Raw genomic sequence first — 17,499 nt, forward strand, 5'->3', positions numbered from 1 at the left:
ATGCCCGTATCGTGAGATGCGGGCATTTTTTTGGTCGGTTACTCGGTCGATTGCTCAGTCTGCTGTGACAGATCGACCATCATTGAACTGCAACGCCGCCAGCCGTGCGTACAGCGGATTGCTGGCGATCAACTCCTGATGTGTCCCCACCGCTACCAGCTTGCCTTGATCCATCACCGCAATCCGGTCAGCGTTCTTCACCGTGGCCAGCCTGTGAGCGATCACCAGCGTGGTGCGGTTTTCCATCAGCGTTGGCAGGGCCTGCTGGATCAGATGTTCGCTCTGTGCGTCGAGGGCGCTGGTGGCTTCGTCAAGGAGCAGGATCGGCGCGTCCACTAGCAAGGCGCGGGCAATGGCCAGACGTTGGCGCTGACCGCCGGACAACCCGAGGCCGCCATCTCCCAGATGAGTTTGATAGCCGTCCGGCATTTGTTCGATAAAGTCGTGGGCGTGGGCAATTCGCGCAGCTTCCTTGACCTGTTCAAGCGTGGCCGTCGGGCAGCCGTAGCGAATGTTGTCCTCCACGCTGCCGAAAAACAACGCGGGGGTTTGCGAGACCAGGGCGAAACAGCGGCGCAGATCCAGCGGGTCAAGGCTGGTCAGCGGCACGCCATCGAGGAAAATCTGCCCCTCGCGTGGATCGTAGAAGCGCAGCAACAAGTCGTAAACCGTGGACTTGCCCGCGCCCGACGGCCCCACCAATGCCAAGGTCTCACCCGCCCTCACCGTCAGATTCAAGCCATCGACGGCGTAGCTTTCCGGACGCGAGGGGTAGGAAAAGCGCACGTCGCGCAGCTCAAGTTCACCTTTGACTCGCGCTGGCAGAGTGACCAGTCCGGTCAACGGTGGCTGGATGATGTTTTCCGAACGCAGCAATTCTGCGATCCGCTCCGCTGCGCCAGCAGCGCGCTGCAGCTCGCCGATCACTTCGCTCAGCGTGCCGAACGCACTGCCGACAATCAGGCTGTAGAAAACGAACGCCGCCAGTTCCCCAGCCGAAATCCGCCCCGCCATCACATCCATGCCGCCGACCCACAACATCACCGCCACCGCGCCAAGCACCAGCACGATCACCAGAGTGATCAGCCACGCACGCTGGAAGATCCTCTTACGCGCGGTTTCGAACGCCTGCTCGACGGTAGAAGCGAAACGCTGCTCGTCCTGCACTTGATGGTTGTAGGCCTGCACGGTTTTGATCTGACCAAGGGTTTCCGACACATAGCTGCCAATGTCGGCGATGCGGTCCTGGCTCTGGCGCGACAGATTGCGCACGCGGCGGCCGAAAATCAGGATCGGCGCGATCACCAGCGGCAGTGCAATCACGACAATGCTGGTCAACTTCGGATTGGTGATGAACAGCAACACCACACCACCGATGACCATCAGCAGATTGCGCAGGAACAGCGAAAGCGACGAGCCGATCACCGATTGCAGCAGCGTGGTATCAGCGGTCAGACGCGACTGGATTTCCGAGCTGCGGTTGTCCTCATAAAAGCCTGGATGCAGATACACCAGGTGATTGAACACTTGGCGGCGAATGTCGGCGACCACGCGCTCGCCTATCCACGACACCAGATAGAAACGGGCAAAGGTGCCCAGCGCCAGTCCGAGCACCAGCAACATGAAAATCCCGATCGACTGATTCAGCAGATGCGGCGAACGGGTCATGAAACCCTGGTCTACCAACAACTTGATGCCCTGCCCCATCGACAAGGTGATGCCGGCGGTGACGATCAGCGCGAGCAGTGCGCCGAAGGCATGCCAGCGGTACGGCAGGAGAAAATGACTGGTCAGGCGCAGGGCGCGCCGGTGTCGGGAAGAAAACATGGAGATCATGGCGTTCACGTCTGCGCAGATGGATCGGGCCAGCCTACAGACTCAGATGGGGTGGAACTCTGTAAATCACAATGAGTCAGGTTAAATATGCCCGGGATGTCCGGATGCTAGAAACGATTGGTCTAAGGTTGCGGTTGAGACGAGCGGTCATTTCTGTTTGAGTAGAGATGCCGCCCGCCGACAGACCGCAGGGAGTTGTCACAGCCTGGTCACGTGGCGGTTTTAACTTAGGCACACAACCTGATGAGGAGACAGGCCATGTCCTTGCAACACAGCAGCGAAGACAAGATTGAAGTGATCCGCACCAAACCCGACCAGTCTCTGGGTTGCTCGATTATCGATGAGCAGGGCCGCGAAGTACCGATCACTGAAGACATGATCCAGGACGCATGCCGCGAACTGGAGAAGCGATTGGTCAAGCCTGCCGAACAAGAGTGATGTAGCCACCGTCTTCCTGACCCGGCCCTGATTGGCCGGGTTTTTTATGTCTGTAATTTAGCTGCGAATCGTGTAGGAGCTGCCGAAGGCTGCGATCTTTTGATCTTCAAAAAGCAAGATCGAGAGATCGCAGCCTCGTTTCACTCGACAGCTCCTACAGGACACGGGTCGCCCCCAGCGCCTCCACAATCTGCCGCAACAACGGCGACTCCCCTTCAATCCGCACCTTCAGCCCTTCGATCTCGCGTCGCACCGGATATTGCTTGCGCAACGCGTCAAACGCCGCGCGCTGCTCAGCGACATTTCCCACCAGGCTGCGGCGGAAATCCGCATCATCGCGGCGCGGGTCATACACGCCCCGGCACAACATCGCCAGCGCCCACGCCGGATCGCTGTCACCGTGCAGGGAAACTTCCGACAACCAGGTTGCTGGCAGCAGATCGCTGAGCTGGATAGCTGCAGGTTGGCCGCTGAAAGCGCAGTAGGCCTGATAAATCTGCGCGGTCCCGCGTTGCTTGCCATCGAGGCTGTAACCGGCAATATGTGGCGTGGCCAATACGCAGAGTTCGGCCAACGCAGGGTCGACTTCCGGCTCTTTTTCCCAGACGTCGAGCACCGCTTGCAGGTCCTCGCGCTCCAGCAGCACCTCACGCAGCGCTGCATTGTCCACTACAGGGCCACGCGCCGCGTTGATCAGCCATGCACCCTGCTTGAGTTGCTGCAAACGCTGTTGATCGAACAGGTGCCAGGTTGCAGAGTCGCCGCTGCGGGTCAATGGCGTATGCAGACTGATTACGTCGCACTGCTCGATGATCTGCTCAAGGCTGACATAATCGCCGCCCTCGGCAGCCTGACGCGGCGGATCGCAAACCTTGACGTTCCAGCCCAAGCCCTTGAGAACCTTGATCAAGCGCCCCCCCACTTCACCGGCGCCGACGACGCCGTAAGTACGCTGCGTCAGATCAACCCCTTCGATTTCGGCCAGTGTCATCAGACTGCCCAGCACGTAGTCGACAACACCACGAGCATTGCAACCCGGCGCGCTCGACCAGCAGATCCCGGCCTCGTTGAAGTAATCGAGATCCAGATGATCGGTGCCGATGGTGCAGGTGCCGACAAAGCGCACTTTGCTGCCTTCAAGCAGCGCGCGATTGACGTTGGTCACCGAACGCACCAGCAACACATCGGCCTGCTCAACCGTCGCGCGGTCAATGGAGCGGCCCGGCACTCGGCGGATGTCGCCGAAACCGGCAAAAAAAGCATCGAGCAGCGGGATATTTTCGTCGGCAACAATCAGCATGGCGGGCTCCTTGGGCGGATCGGCAGTTTAGGTGCTGACGCGTCGATCAGCCAGCAGGGTTTGCGCTTACAAATACGCAACAGAGGATATTTCCTGACCGAGGCGTCAGCGGCGTAGAATGCGCCGCTCTGCGCATCAATACTTTCTGGACGCTTTGCCTGTGAACCCTGTAACTGACCAACCTGTCGCCGTCTCGCTGAGCCGCCCTGCGCGGATTCGCCTGGAGTTGAAAAACCTGCTCGCCCTGGCCCTGCCGATCATCATCGCGCAACTGGCGACCACGGCCATGGGCTTCGTCGATGCGGTGATGGCCGGGCGCGTCGGCCCCAAGGACCTGGCGGCAGTGGCGCTGGGCAACTCGATCTGGGTTCCGGTGTTTCTATTGATGACCGGCACCCTGCTGGCCACCACACCAAAAGTCGCCCAGCGTTTCGGCGCCGGCAAGCACAGCGAAATTGGCCCGATTGTGCGTCAGGCGTTGTGGCTGGCATTGGTAGTCGGATTGATCGCCACCTCGATGCTGATCGCTGCCGAGCCGGTGCTGCACCTGATGAAGGTCGATCCCGAGCTGATCGGCCCGTGCATGCAATATCTGCACGGCATCGCCAGCGGCTTGCCGGCGGTGGCCTTCTATCACGTGCTGCGCTGCACCAGCGATGGCATCGGCCGCACCCGCCCGGCCATGGTGCTGGGCCTCTGCGGTCTGGCGCTGAACATCCCGCTGAACTACATCTTCATCTACGGCCACTTCGGCGTGCCGGCCATGGGCGGCGTCGGCTGCGGCTGGGCCACGGCAATCGTGATGTGGGTAATGGCGCTAGGCCTGGCCGGGTACGAACGCTGGGCACCGGCCTATCGCTCAAGCGAATTGTTCAGCCGCTTCGACTGGCCGCAGTGGGCGGTGATCAAACGTCTGCTGTCGATTGGTTTGCCGATCGGCATCGCGGTGTTTGCCGAGTCGAGTATTTTTGCCGTAATCGCCCTGCTGATCGGCAGCCTCGGCGCGACGGTGGTGGCCGGGCATCAGATCGCGCTGAACGTCAGCTCGCTGGTATTCATGATTCCCTATTCGCTGGGCATGGCGGTCACCGTGCGTGTCGGTCAGGCGCTTGGGCGCGAAGAACCGCGTGAAGCGCGCTTTGCCGCCGGAGTCGGCATGGGCACGGCGCTGGCCTACGCCTGCCTGTCGGCGAGCCTGATGCTGGCGCTGCGCGAGCCGATTGCGGCGATCTATACCGCTGATACAACGGTGATTCATATTGCGGCGATGCTGATTGTTTATTCGGCGCTGTTCCAGTTTTCAGATGCAATCCAGGTGACTGCGGCCGGTGCACTGCGTGGCTATCAGGACACTCGGGTGACGATGATCCTGACTCTCTTCGCCTACTGGGGCATCGGTCTGCCGGTCGGTTATGCGCTGGGCCTGACCGATTGGCTCGGCGAGCCACGCGGTCCGAGCGGTTTGTGGCAGGGTTTGATCGTAGGCTTAAGCTGCGCAGCGTTGATGCTGTCGATTCGTCTGACACGCAGTGCGCGCAAGCGGATTCGAATCAGTCGTTCGGCGGGTTGATCACCCATAAAAAAAGACCTGCATTTGCAGGTCTTTTTTTGCCCTGAGTCAGGACTTCTTGCGAATCCAGTACAGATAGGTGCCGGCCTCTTCGTGCTGGCTGACCAGCTCATGGTCAAGAAACACGCAGAACTTGGGGATATCGCGCTTGGTCGAGGGATCGGTGGCGATCACCTTGAGCAGGCCGCCGGGTACCAGATCGCGAATGTGCTGGTGCAACATCATCACCGGCTCCGGGCAATTGAGGCCGGTGGCGTCGAGGGTGCCGTCGACCGGGGTATCGATCATTTCACTCATGGTTCACTCCAGAAACTGGCCGGCATTGTCGCGCATCGCCGGGATTATCGTCCAACCCATGTGGGAGCGAGCCTGCTCGCGAAGGCAATCCGTCAGTCAGCACATCGTTGGCTGCCCCACCGCTTTCGCGAGCAGGCTCGCTCCCACAGGTTCAGTGTTGTGTCAGCGCGATTTGGTTTTCCTGGTGTCGTGCCGGCGCAGATGGCAAGTCACTTCCTCGCGGTCGTGATATAGCTGCTTGCAGCCGATATCAACCTTGATCCCACGAGCCTTGAAACCATCGGCAATGCGCTCGAGCAGACGTTTCACTTCGGCATAACGCTGCTTCATCGGCAGCTTCAGGTTGACCACCGCCTCGCGGCAATGCCCCTCGCCGATCCACTCTTCGAGCATCGCCGCGTTGCGCGCCGGTTTCTCGACGATGTCGCAAACCATCCAGTCCACCGGCTGCTTCGGTTTGAAGGTAAAACCGTCCGCCATCAGATGCTGGACCAATCCGGTTTCCATCAGGCTTTCAGCCATCGGGCCGTTGTCGATAGCCGTCACCAGCATGCCACGGTTGACCAGTTGCCAGGTCCAGCCGCCCGGTGCGGCGCCGAGGTCAACGCCGGTCATGTCGCTGTGCAGGCGATCTTCCCACTGATCACGTGGAATGAAGTGGTGCCACGCCTCCTCCAGCTTTAAGGTCGAACGGCTGGGCGCCTCGCGAGGAAACTTCAGGCGTGGAATGCCCATCGGCCACATTGCCGAATTGCCGGCATCAGCCATGCCGAGGAACACTTCGCGTCCGCTTTTGAAGGTCAGCAACAATCGCGGCTTGCTGGCGTCTTCCACCAGTTTGCCAGCGGCGGTCAGCGCCTTGCGCAGCGGGCCTTCGAATTTTTTGCAGAAATTCGACAGTTCCTTGCCGTCATTGGTATCGACCACTTCCAGCCACAGACTGCCAAACACCGGGAAATCGGCCATGTGCGCGAGGATCACGCTGATGCGATCGTTTTCCGGCAGATCAATGAAAAAGCCCCGCGCCCACTGCCGAGGGAAAATCAATTCGGCGAAACGCTGACCGCGCATCAGGCGTTCGGCGCCGTCGGCTTCAGTGCAGACAAACTCGGCGCAGGCCGTGGCGGTTTTGGCTTTGGCGTAACCGGCGACATTGAGACGGGCGGCGAGATCGGAAATCTCCGAACAGACTTCGCCTTCGAAGCCGGGCCGGCAATGCATGAATAGGGTGTTCATTCTTACTCCTGGGCAACGGTCGATCATTCGACCGTTGCGCGATGCTCAAGCCTTGCGTTGCCGCAATGCCTGTCACGAAAACCGGCGCATGATAGCTGAAGTCGGAACCATGGTTGCGCCGATAGAGTCCAGTTATTAGCCAGCTACTCAAAACAGGGCTAGGTTTAATGCTCTGCCCGTCCCCTCAGTCCGTAGCCGTGCGGACTCAAAGGAGTGATCGTAATGCCGTCCCTCGATAGTCTGAAGTCACTGAAAACCCTACAAATCGATGCCACGACCTACCATTATTTCAGCCTGCCGGAAGCCGCCATAAGCCTGGGCGACCTCGACAAGCTGCCGATGTCGTTGAAGGTACTGCTGGAAAATCTGCTGCGCTGGGAGGACGAAAAAACTGTCACCGGCGCTGACCTCAAAGCCATCGCCGCCTGGCTCAAGGAGCGCCGCTCCGATCGCGAAATCCAGTACCGCCCTGCCCGTGTATTGATGCAGGATTTTACTGGTGTCCCCGCCGTCGTCGATCTCGCCGCAATGCGCGCGGCAATGGCCAAGGCTGGTGGCGATCCGCAGCGGATCAATCCGTTGTCGCCGGTGGACCTGGTGATCGACCACTCGGTGATGGTCGACAAGTTTGGTAGCGCCAGTGCGTTTGAACAGAACGTCGACATCGAAATGCAACGCAACGGCGAGCGCTATGCCTTTCTGCGCTGGGGCCAGAGTGCGTTCGATAACTTCAGCGTGGTCCCGCCGGGTACCGGCATCTGCCACCAGGTCAACCTCGAATATCTCGGCCGCACCGTTTGGACCAAAGACGAGGATGGCCGCACCTACGCGTTCCCCGACACGCTGGTCGGCACCGACTCCCACACCACCATGATCAACGGCCTCGGCGTACTCGGCTGGGGCGTGGGCGGGATCGAAGCGGAAGCGGCGATGCTTGGGCAACCGGTATCGATGCTGATTCCGGAAGTGATCGGCTTCAAACTCACCGGCAAACTCAAGGAAGGCATCACCGCCACCGATCTGGTGCTGACCGTAACGCAGATGCTGCGCAAGAAAGGCGTAGTCGGCAAATTCGTCGAGTTCTATGGCGATGGTCTCGCCGATCTGCCACTGGCCGACCGCGCAACCATCGCCAACATGGCCCCGGAATACGGTGCGACGTGCGGCTTCTTCCCGGTCGACGATGTCACGCTGGAATACCTGCGCCTGTCTGGCCGGCCGCCGGAAGTGGTGAAACTGGTCGAGGCCTACACCAAGGCTCAAGGCCTGTGGCGTCTGCCGGGTCAGGAGCCGGTGTTCACCGACAGCCTGGCTTTGGACATGGGCAGCGTCGAGGCCAGCCTGGCCGGACCGAAACGTCCGCAGGATCGCGTCTCGCTGCCGAACGTCGCGCAGGCCTTCAGTGATTTCATCGACCTGCAATTCAAACCCACCAGCAAGGAAGAAGGACGCCTGGAAAGCGAGGGCGGCGGCGGCGTAGCAGTGGGCAACGCCGATCTGGTGGGCGAAGCGGACTACGAATACGAGGGCAAGACCTATCGCCTGAAAAACGGTGCAGTGGTCATCGCCGCGATTACCTCCTGCACCAACACCTCCAACCCGAGCGTGATGATGGCTGCTGGACTGCTGGCGAAAAAAGCTGTCGAGAAAGGTCTGACGCGCAAGCCTTGGGTCAAAAGCTCACTGGCCCCCGGTTCGAAAGTCGTCACCGACTATTACAAGGCTGCCGGGCTGACTCAATACCTTGATCAGCTCGGGTTTTCGTTAGTTGGCTACGGTTGCACCACCTGCATTGGCAACTCCGGGCCACTGCCGGAGCCGATCGAGAAAGCCATTCAGAAAGCCGATCTGACCGTCGCGTCGGTCTTGTCCGGCAACCGCAACTTCGAAGGTCGCGTACACCCGCTGGTGAAAACCAACTGGCTGGCCTCGCCTCCGCTGGTCGTCGCCTACGCACTGGCTGGCAGCGTTCGCACCGACATCAGCAGCGAACCGCTGGGTGAGGATCAGCAGGGCAATCCGGTGTACCTGCGCGATATCTGGCCGAGCAGCCGGGAAATCGCCGAAGCGGTGAATCAGGTCAACACGGCGATGTTCCACAAGGAATACGCCGAAGTGTTTGCCGGTGATGAGCAATGGCAGGCCATCAAGGTGCCGCAAGCGGCGACTTACGTGTGGCAGGACGATTCGACCTACATTCAGCATCCACCTTTCTTCGACGACATTTCCGGCCCTCTGCCGGAAGTCAAAGACGTCAAAGGCGCGCGGGTCTTGGCCTTGCTCGGCGATTCAGTGACCACCGACCACATCTCCCCCGCCGGCAACATCAAGATCGACAGCCCGGCCGGGCGATACCTGCAGGAAAAAGGCGTGGAGCCGCGCGACTTCAACTCCTACGGTTCCCGTCGCGGCAATCATGAAGTGATGATGCGCGGTACTTTTGCCAACATCCGTATTCGCAACGAGATGCTGGGTGGCGAGGAAGGTGGCAACACCCTTTACATTCCCACCGGGGAAAAAATGGCGATCTATGACGCAGCGATGAAATATCAGGCTTCGGGTACGCCGTTGGTGGTGATTGCCGGTCAGGAGTACGGCACCGGGTCGAGCCGTGACTGGGCGGCGAAAGGCACCAATCTGCTGGGCGTCAAAGCGGTGATTGCGGAGAGCTTCGAACGTATTCACCGCTCTAATCTGGTCGGCATGGGTGTGCTGCCGTTGCAGTTCAAGCTTGATCAGAATCGCAAGAGTCTCAATCTGACCGGCAAAGAGACGTTCGAGATTCTGGGATTGACCGGCGTCGAGCTGAGGCCGCGGATGAACCTGCCGCTGGTTATCACTCGGGAGGATGGTCGTCAGGAGAGAATCGAAGTCTTGTGCCGCATTGATACGCTGAATGAGGTCGAGTACTTCAAATCCGGGGGGATCCTGCATTATGTGTTGCGGCAGTTGATTGCTTCGTGACGGGATGACATTCGCCCAGGCTGTGATCTTTTTGACTTGGCTTTTAAAAGCAGAATCAAAAGATCGCAGCCTTCGGCGGCTCCTACATTCAGGCGAAAAAAAACCCGCCGAAGCGGGTTTTTCCCAAGACCATTATCGACTCCCTGTCGGCAGCGATCCTTGCGATGGTCGATCGTCCATGATCCTGAAACACTCCCTGTGTCTCAGTTGATGTGTGTAGATTACCCAGTGGATCCAATCAGCAATAGTCGTAAAAGCTACCAATGCGTGTAAGACATTCGCCATACAAACACTTCCGAAAACCCCTAGGTCCGTCAGGCACCGCCGCTTTCACGAGCCCTGGCGCTTTCGGCGAGAAACTGTTCAAGCCTGCTCAACTGCTCCTCCCAGCCGCGACTGTCCATGTAATACGCTTCTTTCTGACGGATATCAGGGATGTGCGCGAAGCCGGACTCCGAGACCTTGAGTAGAGTGCCGTCCTCGAAGTCCTGCAATTCGAACTTGACCAGCGTGGTCGGCTCTTGCGAGTAGTCGATCTTCGGGTTGACCGCATACGGGTGCCAGCGGAAAGAAAACAACTGCTGCGGCTCGACCCGCTCGATCAGCACATTCCACAATACGTGTTCATAACCGGGGTACGTGACCTGGCCCTGCGTCCACTCACCGGCAATGAAGCGCCGGCCCTCAAGTGCCACGCCAAACCACTGGCCGAACGCCTCTGCATCGACCAATGCGCGCCAGACATGGGAACGCGACGCCTTGAGCGTGATCTTGCGTTCGAAACTGTTAGGTACTGGTTTCATACGTCACCTCCTGTTCTGAACACTAGGCTTGTATGACCACATGTCCAATGCGAAGTTGTATCCAGGCGCTGCAGGCATCGATTCGAGCAGACACATCCTGCGGTAGTTTGCGCTCTGTGATCGGCGCCGCTTGACCTGTTATCTTTCCAGCGAATCCGCAGAAACAAGGACGAATCATGCAGCCCTCTCTTGCCGATCGGTATCGCGGCGCCCTCCTCGGCCTGGCTTGCGGCGATGCGGTCGGCACAACAGTTGAGTTCCAGCCGCGAGGATCATTCCAGCCGCTGAGCGACATGGTCGGCGGTGGCCCGTTCCAGCTCAAGCCAGGGCAATGGACCGATGACACCTCAATGGCACTCTGCCTGGCCGAGAGCCTGCTGCGCAAAAACGGTTTCGACGCGGCTGATCAGATGGGCCGCTATCTCAATTGGTGGAAATGGGGATATCTGAGCTCCACCGGGGAATGTTTCGACATCGGCATGACCGTGAGCCAGGCGCTGGAACAGTTTCAGCGAACCGGGAAGCCTTTCGCGGGGTCGACTGATCCATTGACTGCTGGCAACGGGTCGCTGATGCGATTGGCTCCTGTCGTACTGTTTTATTTTCCCGACGCTAGACAGATCCAGATCCACGCTGCCGACAGTTCGCGCACAACCCATGCGGCGCCGGAGGCAATCGAGTGCTGCCAATTGCTGGCTGATCTGATCGCACGAGCGCTTGAGGGAGCCGACAAAACGCAACTGCGCCAATCGCTACTTGCAGAGTATTCGCAACCCAAGGTGGTTGCGATCGCGCGGGGTGAGTATCTCGGCAAAAAAGAAAACGAAATCAAGGGCAGCGGCTATAGCGTGCAATCATTGGAAGCCGCTTTGTGGTGCTTCCATCACACGCAAACGTACGCTGACGCGATACTGAAAGCAGCCAATCTCGGTGATGATGCGGATACCACAGCTGCTATCGTGGGTCAGTTGGCCGGTACTTACTACGGCGCTCGGGCGATTCCCGAGCACTGGCTGGAGCAGTTGCATGAAGGCGAGGAAATCACCGCCACTGCGGATCGCTTGCTTGAGGCCTCCCGGCTACGTACATAACACTCGATACACTCTTTCCACTCGATACAGCGAGAATCTTATGTCAGTGCGTCTGCTTCTGGCCTCTGCGCCCTTTTTGTTTGCCCCTTTCGCCCATGCCGCCGTTGATTGCGCCAACGCCAGCGATCAGTCGACGATGAATCAATGCGCGGGGCAAGCCTTCAAAGCGGCAGACAAGGAACTGAATACGCTCTATCAGCAGATCACCGGACGCCTGAAGGACAACCCGGACGGAAAGAAGCTGCTGGTCAACGCGCAGCGGGCGTGGGTCAGCTTTCGGGATGCCGAGTGCAAGTTTTCGGCTTCTGGGGTGGCAGGCGGGAGTGTGTATCCATTGGTTTACAGTAGTTGTCTTACAGACGTAACCAAGGCCAGAGTAGAAACCCTCAAGCAGTATTTGAAATGTGAGGAAGGTGATATGAGCTGCCCGGTACCCGGTGCGTAATCACAGGCTCCGCTTACGGAGCCTGTGCTGTGAACCGTTACGCCTCAGACGTGAGGATCGCCCGGCGCTTTGCTCGGCGCAGCGTATTGAGGTTTAAGGTGACCATCCTGATCGAGTAACCAGGCGTCCATGATCTGCCGCACTACTGGACCGGCAACACGACCACCCGCCTCGCCGTTCTCGATCATTACCGAGATGGCGATCTTCGGATGCTCGGCCGGTGCGAATCCTACAAACAGGGCGTTGTCACGGTGGCGCTCAAGGGTTTTCTCGCGGTTGTAACGCTCACCCTGCTTGATCGCCACCACCTGCGCCGTACCACTCTTGCCGGCGATGCGATATTGCGCCCCCGCAGCGGCCGCACGGGCAATGCCTCGAGCATCGTGCATGACCATCTGCATACCGTGGTTGACCTGCTCCCAATCCCGCGGATCTTTAAGCAGGATATTTGGCATTGGATGCTCATCAACCGGAGCTACACCGTCGACCGACTTGGCCAAATGCGGCCGATTCCATATCCCCTTATTGGCGATCAGGGCAGTGGCCTGGGCCAATTGCAGCGGTGTGACCTGCATGTATCCCTGGCCGATGCCGAGAATAACCGTCTCGCCGGGATACCAGGCCTGTCGCCGTGTAGCGCGTTTCCACGCTTGCGACGGCATCAGACCGGGGGACTCTTCAAACATGTCCAGCGAGACTTTTTCACCAAGGCCGAACATCGCCATGTAGTCGTGCAGACGATCGATGCCAAGCTTGTGCGCCAGATCATAGAAGTAGGTGTCGTTGGAACGCATGATCGCCGCGTCCATGTCCACCCAGCCATCACCGCTGTGGTTCCAGTTGCGATACTTGTGATCGAAGTCCGGTAATTGGTAATAGCCGGGATCGTATACGCGGGTCTGCGGGGTCACGACGCCGGCGTCCAGACCAGCGATAGCGACTTCCGGCTTGATCGTCGAGCCCGGGGCGTACAGACCACGCAACACGCGGTTGAACAATGGCCGATCAATGGAATCCCGCAGTGCTGAATATTCCTTCGAACTGATCCCGGTGACGAACAGATTCGGATCGAAACTCGGATTGCTGACCATCGCCAGCACTTCTCCGGTGGACGGGTCGAGAGCTACCACTGAACCACGACGGTCGCCCAAAGCGGCTTCGGCAGCTTCCTGCAGCTTTACATCGAGGCTCAGGACGATGTTTTTGCCTGGCACCGGATCGGTGTGCTTGAGTACCCGTAGCACGCGGCCTTGAGCATTGGTCTCGACTTCTTCGTAACCGACATGGCCGTGTAACTGCGCCTCATAGAAACGCTCGATACCGGTTTTACCAATGGACTGCGTACCTCGGTATTCCACGGAGTCGAGGGTTTTAGCTTCCTTTTCATTGATCCGACCGACATAACCGATCGAATGAGCGAAATGTGCGCCGAGAGGATAGTGCCGGACAAACTGCGGTTCGACATCAATCCCCGGCAAGCGAAATTCGTTCACCGCCAGGACGGCGATCTGCTCTTCCGTCAGCTCATAAAACAGTGTGACCGGTGTGAATGGATGCCGGGATTGCTTCATCGCCTTGTCGAATACCGTGCGGTCTTCAGCAGGCAAGTGCAGCAAGTTGATGACTTCGTCCAGCTCCTGATTGACGTCGGTTGCACGCTCCCGAGTGATGGTCAGGTTGTAGCTGGGACGGTTGTCGGCGAGCAATACACCGTTGCGGTCGTAGATCAATCCCCGCGTCGGCGGTATCGGCAGGACATGGACTCGGTTGTTTTCGGAGATGGTCGAGTGGTAATCGAATTCCACGACCTGGAGAATGTACAGGCGCACCACCAAAGCGCAGCTGATGGCGAACACGAACAGAGCACAGGCAATCAAGCGTTTGTTGACCAGCCTCGTCTCTTTTTCATGATCCTTGATCGGGATTGGTTCAGGCATTTCTACAGCAACTCTTAGACGTAAATGAGTGCCGATCCGTGGGCAGGACATCAGTCCGTTAAAAAACGAGCTGCACCATACCAAAACTCGCCATCCACTTCAGGATGAATTTCCCCGGTGGCAGGCTAAAAACTTTCTCGCAGGCAAAACAAAACCCCAACTGCTTTCGCAATTGGGGTTTCGGAATTTAATCTTGACGATGACCTACTCTCACATGGGGAAACCCCACACTACCATCGGCGATGCATCGTTTCACTGCTGAGTTCGGGATGGGATCAGGTGGTTCCAACGCTCTATGGTCGTCAAGAAATTCGGGTACTGACTCGGGACCAGATGGCCTCGCTTCAGCAAATTGGGTATGTGACAGCTAGGTGTTTGTGAGTTTCGAACTTTCGGTTCGTTTCGTCTTCACACACCGCAATCTGGTGCCTTTTCAGGTCAGCAAATTGCTTGGGTGTTATATGGTCAAGCCTCACGGGCAATTAGTATTGGTTAGCTCAACGCCTCACAGCGCTTACACACCCAACCTATCAACGTCGTAGTCTTCGACGGCCCTTCAGGGAACTCAAGGTTCCAGTGAGATCTCATCTTGAGGCAAGTTTCCCGCTTAGATGCTTTCAGCGGTTATCTTTCCCGAACATAGCTACCCGGCAATGCCACTGGCGTGACAACCGGAACACCAGAGGTTCGTCCACTCCGGTCCTCTCGTACTAGGAGCAGCCCCTCTCAAATCTCAAACGTCCACGGCAGATAGGGACCGAACTGTCTCACGACGTTCTAAACCCAGCTCGCGTACCACTTTAAATGGCGAACAGCCATACCCTTGGGACCGGCTTCAGCCCCAGGATGTGATGAGCCGACATCGAGGTGCCAAACACCGCCGTCGATATGAACTCTTGGGCGGTATCAGCCTGTTATCCCCGGAGTACCTTTTATCCGTTGAGCGATGGCCCTTCCATACAGAACCACCGGATCACTAAGACCTACTTTCGTACCTGCTCGACGTGTCTGTCTCGCAGTCAAGCGCGCTTTTGCCTTTATACTCTACGACCGATTTCCGACCGGTCTGAGCGCACCTTCGTACTCCTCCGTTACTCTTTAGGAGGAGACCGCCCCAGTCAAACTACCCACCATACACTGTCCTCGATCCGGATAACGGACCTGAGTTAGAACCTCAAAGTTGCCAGGGTGGTATTTCAAGGATGGCTCCACGCGAACTGGCGTCCACGCTTCAAAGCCTCCCACCTATCCTACACAAGCAAATTCAAAGTCCAGTGCAAAGCTATAGTAAAGGTTCACGGGGTCTTTCCGTCTAGCCGCGGATACACTGCATCTTCACAGCGATTTCAATTTCACTGAGTCTCGGGTGGAGACAGCGCCGCCATCGTTACGCCATTCGTGCAGGTCGGAACTTACCCGACAAGGAATTTCGCTACCTTAGGACCGTTATAGTTACGGCCGCCGTTTACCGGGGCTTCGATCAAGAGCTTCGCGTTAGCTAACCCCATCAATTAACCTTCCGGCACCGGGCAGGCGTCACACCCTATACGTCCACTTTCGTGTTTGCAGAGTGCTGTGTTTTTAATAAACAGTCGCAGCGGCCTGGTATCTTCGACCGGCATGAGCTTACGGAGCAAGTCCTTCACCCTCACCGGCGCACCTTCTCCCGAAGTTACGGTGCCATTTTGCCTAGTTCCTTCACCCGAGTTCTCTCAAGCGCCTTGGTATTCTCTACCCAACCACCTGTGTCGGTTTGGGGTACGGTTCCTGGTTACCTGAAGCTTAGAAGCTTTTCTTGGAAGCATGGCATCAACCACTTCGTGTTCTAAAAGAACACTCGTCATCAGCTCTCGGCCTTAAGATCCCGGATTTACCTAAGATCTCAGCCTACCACCTTAAACTTGGACAACCAACGCCAAGCTGGCCTAGCCTTCTCCGTCCCTCCATCGCAATAACCAGAAGTACAGGAATATTAACCTGTTTTCCATCGACTACGCTTTTCAGCCTCGCCTTAGGGACCGACTAACCCTGCGTCGATTAACGTTGCGCAGGAAACCTTGGTCTTTCGGCGTGGGTGTTTTTCACACCCATTGTCGTTACTCATGTCAGCATTCGCACTTCTGATACCTCCAGCAAGCTTCTCAACTCACCTTCACAGGCTTACAGAACGCTCCTCTACCGCATCACCCGAAGGTGATACCCGTAGCTTCGGTGTATGGTTTGAGCCCCGTTACATCTTCCGCGCAGGCCGACTCGACTAGTGAGCTATTACGCTTTCTTTAAAGGGTGGCTGCTTCTAAGCCAACCTCCTAGCTGTCTAAGCCTTCCCACATCGTTTCCCACTTAACCATAACTTTGGGACCTTAGCTGACGGTCTGGGTTGTTTCCCTTTTCACGACGGACGTTAGCACCCGCCGTGTGTCTCCCATGCTCGGCACTTGTAGGTATTCGGAGTTTGCATCGGTTTGGTAAGTCGGGATGACCCCCTAGCCGAAACAGTGCTCTACCCCCTACAGTGATACATGAGGCGCTACCTAAATAGCTTTCGAGGAGAACCAGCTATCTCCGAGCTTGATTAGCCTTTCACTCCGATCCACAGGTCATCCGCTAACTTTTCAACGGTAGTCGGTTCGGTCCTCCAGTCAGTGTTACCTAACCTTCAACCTGCCCATGGATAGATCGCCCGGTTTCGGGTCTATTCCCAGCGACTAGACGCCCTATTAAGACTCGCTTTCGCTACGCCTCCCCTATTCGGTTAAGCTCGCCACTGAAAATAAGTCGCTGACCCATTATACAAAAGGTACGCAGTCACAGAACAAAGTCTGCTCCCACTGCTTGTACGCATACGGTTTCAGGATCTATTTCACTCCCCTCTCCGGGGTTCTTTTCGCCTTTCCCTCACGGTACTAGTTCACTATCGGTCAGTCAGTAGTATTTAGCCTTGGAGGATGGTCCCCCCATATTCAGACAAAGTTTCTCGTGCTCCGTCCTACTCGATTTCATGACTAAGAGATTTTCGCGTACAGGGCTATCACCCACTATGGCCGCACTTTCCAGAGCGTTCCGCTAATCTCAAAGCCACTTAAGGGCTAGTCCCCGTTCGCTCGCCACTACTAAGGGAATCTCGGTTGATTTCTTTTCCTCAGGGTACTTAGATGTTTCAGTTCCCCTGGTTCGCCTCTTGCACCTATGTATTCAGTACAAGATAACCATCTTATGATGGCTGGGTTCCCCCATTCAGACATCTCCGGATCAAAGTCTGTTTGCCGACTCCCCGAAGCTTTTCGCAGGCTACCACGTCTTTCATCGCCTCTGACTGCCAAGGCATCCACCGTATGCGCTTCTTCACTTGACCATATAACCCCAAGCAATCTGGTTATACTGTGAAGACGACATTCGCCGAAAATTCGAATTTCTCAATTAAGAGAACTCACAAATTTTACCTTAGCCTGATCCGTTACCAGTGAAAGTAACGTTCAGTCTATCTTTCTATCACATACCCAAATTTTTAAAGAACGATCTAATCAAAAGACTAGAAATCAATATTCAGCTCGAATATTCATTTCTAAACTCTCAAACTTC

At 57.2% G+C, this 17,499-nt stretch carries 11 protein-coding genes and 2 rRNA genes; 5 read left to right on the top strand and 8 right to left on the bottom strand.

The genetic code is table 11. The annotated features are described in order from the left end of the window. Positions 1-54 precede the first annotated feature (54 nt). Positions 55-1,836 carry an ABC transporter transmembrane domain-containing protein gene (locus AB9L16_RS17275; protein WP_252876660.1) on the bottom strand — a complete coding sequence of 594 codons (1,782 nt, stop codon included), beginning with the start codon at positions 1,834-1,836 and terminating at the stop codon, positions 55-57. 258 nt (positions 1,837-2,094) lie between these two features. Here AB9L16_RS17275 and AB9L16_RS17280 point away from each other — a divergent pair, with 258 nt between their 5' ends. Further along, on the top strand, positions 2,095-2,274 hold the full coding sequence (locus AB9L16_RS17280; RefSeq protein WP_024013646.1) for a PA1571 family protein: 180 nt from the start codon (positions 2,095-2,097) through the stop codon (positions 2,272-2,274). 154 nt (positions 2,275-2,428) lie between these two features. On the opposite strand, the gene pdxB is transcribed toward AB9L16_RS17280, so the two are convergent. After that, a complete protein-coding gene (gene pdxB / locus AB9L16_RS17285) occupies positions 2,429-3,574 on the bottom strand; it encodes a 4-phosphoerythronate dehydrogenase PdxB (protein ID WP_375122453.1) in 1,146 nt (381 codons plus the stop codon). 160 nt (positions 3,575-3,734) lie between these two features. Between pdxB and AB9L16_RS17290 the strand changes: the two genes are divergently transcribed. Then, positions 3,735-5,144, top strand: a complete 1,410-nt coding sequence (locus AB9L16_RS17290; protein ID WP_375122454.1) for an MATE family efflux transporter — start codon at positions 3,735-3,737, stop codon at positions 5,142-5,144. A gap of 48 nt (positions 5,145-5,192) precedes the next feature. On the opposite strand, the gene tusA is transcribed toward AB9L16_RS17290, so the two are convergent. After that, the gene (gene tusA, locus AB9L16_RS17295; protein WP_016775503.1) at positions 5,193-5,441 is read right to left on the bottom strand and encodes a sulfurtransferase TusA; all 249 of its coding nucleotides are present in this window, start codon (positions 5,439-5,441) and stop codon (positions 5,193-5,195) included. Positions 5,442-5,603: 162 nt separating this feature from the next. Further along, entirely contained in the window at positions 5,604-6,677 is a 1,074-nt protein-coding gene (rlmM, locus tag AB9L16_RS17300) for a 23S rRNA (cytidine(2498)-2'-O)-methyltransferase RlmM (protein WP_041477361.1), read from the bottom strand. A 222-nt stretch (positions 6,678-6,899) separates the two neighbouring features. On the opposite strand from rlmM, the gene acnA reads away from it, so the two are divergent. Continuing rightward, positions 6,900-9,641, top strand: coding sequence for an aconitate hydratase AcnA (gene acnA / locus AB9L16_RS17305; protein ID WP_375122455.1), 2,742 nt, complete (start codon positions 6,900-6,902; stop codon positions 9,639-9,641). 314 nt (positions 9,642-9,955) lie between these two features. Here the strand turns inward: acnA and AB9L16_RS17310 are convergent, their stop codons facing one another. After that, positions 9,956-10,444: an SRPBCC family protein gene (locus AB9L16_RS17310; RefSeq protein ID WP_016775506.1), complete on the bottom strand. Its 489-nt coding sequence runs from the start codon at positions 10,442-10,444 to the stop codon at positions 9,956-9,958. 176 nt (positions 10,445-10,620) lie between these two features. Between AB9L16_RS17310 and AB9L16_RS17315 the strand changes: the two genes are divergently transcribed. Further along, positions 10,621-11,535 (top strand): ADP-ribosylglycohydrolase family protein, encoded by a 915-nt coding sequence (locus tag AB9L16_RS17315; RefSeq protein ID WP_252876662.1) that lies wholly within the window; start codon positions 10,621-10,623, stop codon positions 11,533-11,535. 40 nt (positions 11,536-11,575) lie between these two features. Further along, entirely contained in the window at positions 11,576-11,980 is a 405-nt protein-coding gene (locus AB9L16_RS17320) for a lysozyme inhibitor LprI family protein (protein WP_252876663.1), read from the top strand. Positions 11,981-12,024: 44 nt separating this feature from the next. Here AB9L16_RS17320 and mrdA read toward each other — a convergent pair whose 3' ends face one another. From mrdA to AB9L16_RS17335, 3 genes are all read right to left on the bottom strand, one after another. Then, entirely contained in the window at positions 12,025-13,917 is a 1,893-nt protein-coding gene (gene mrdA, locus AB9L16_RS17325) for a penicillin-binding protein 2 (protein ID WP_041477368.1), read from the bottom strand. 191 nt (positions 13,918-14,108) lie between these two features. After that, a 5S ribosomal RNA gene (rrf, locus tag AB9L16_RS17330) occupies positions 14,109-14,224 on the bottom strand. 154 nt (positions 14,225-14,378) lie between these two features. Then, positions 14,379-17,272, bottom strand: a 23S ribosomal RNA gene (locus tag AB9L16_RS17335). Positions 17,273-17,499 lie beyond the last annotated feature (227 nt).

It is taken from the genome of Pseudomonas sp. LW8 (genome assembly GCF_041956865.1).
In the GTDB taxonomy this organism is placed as follows: domain Bacteria; phylum Pseudomonadota; class Gammaproteobacteria; order Pseudomonadales; family Pseudomonadaceae; genus Aquipseudomonas; species Aquipseudomonas siliginis.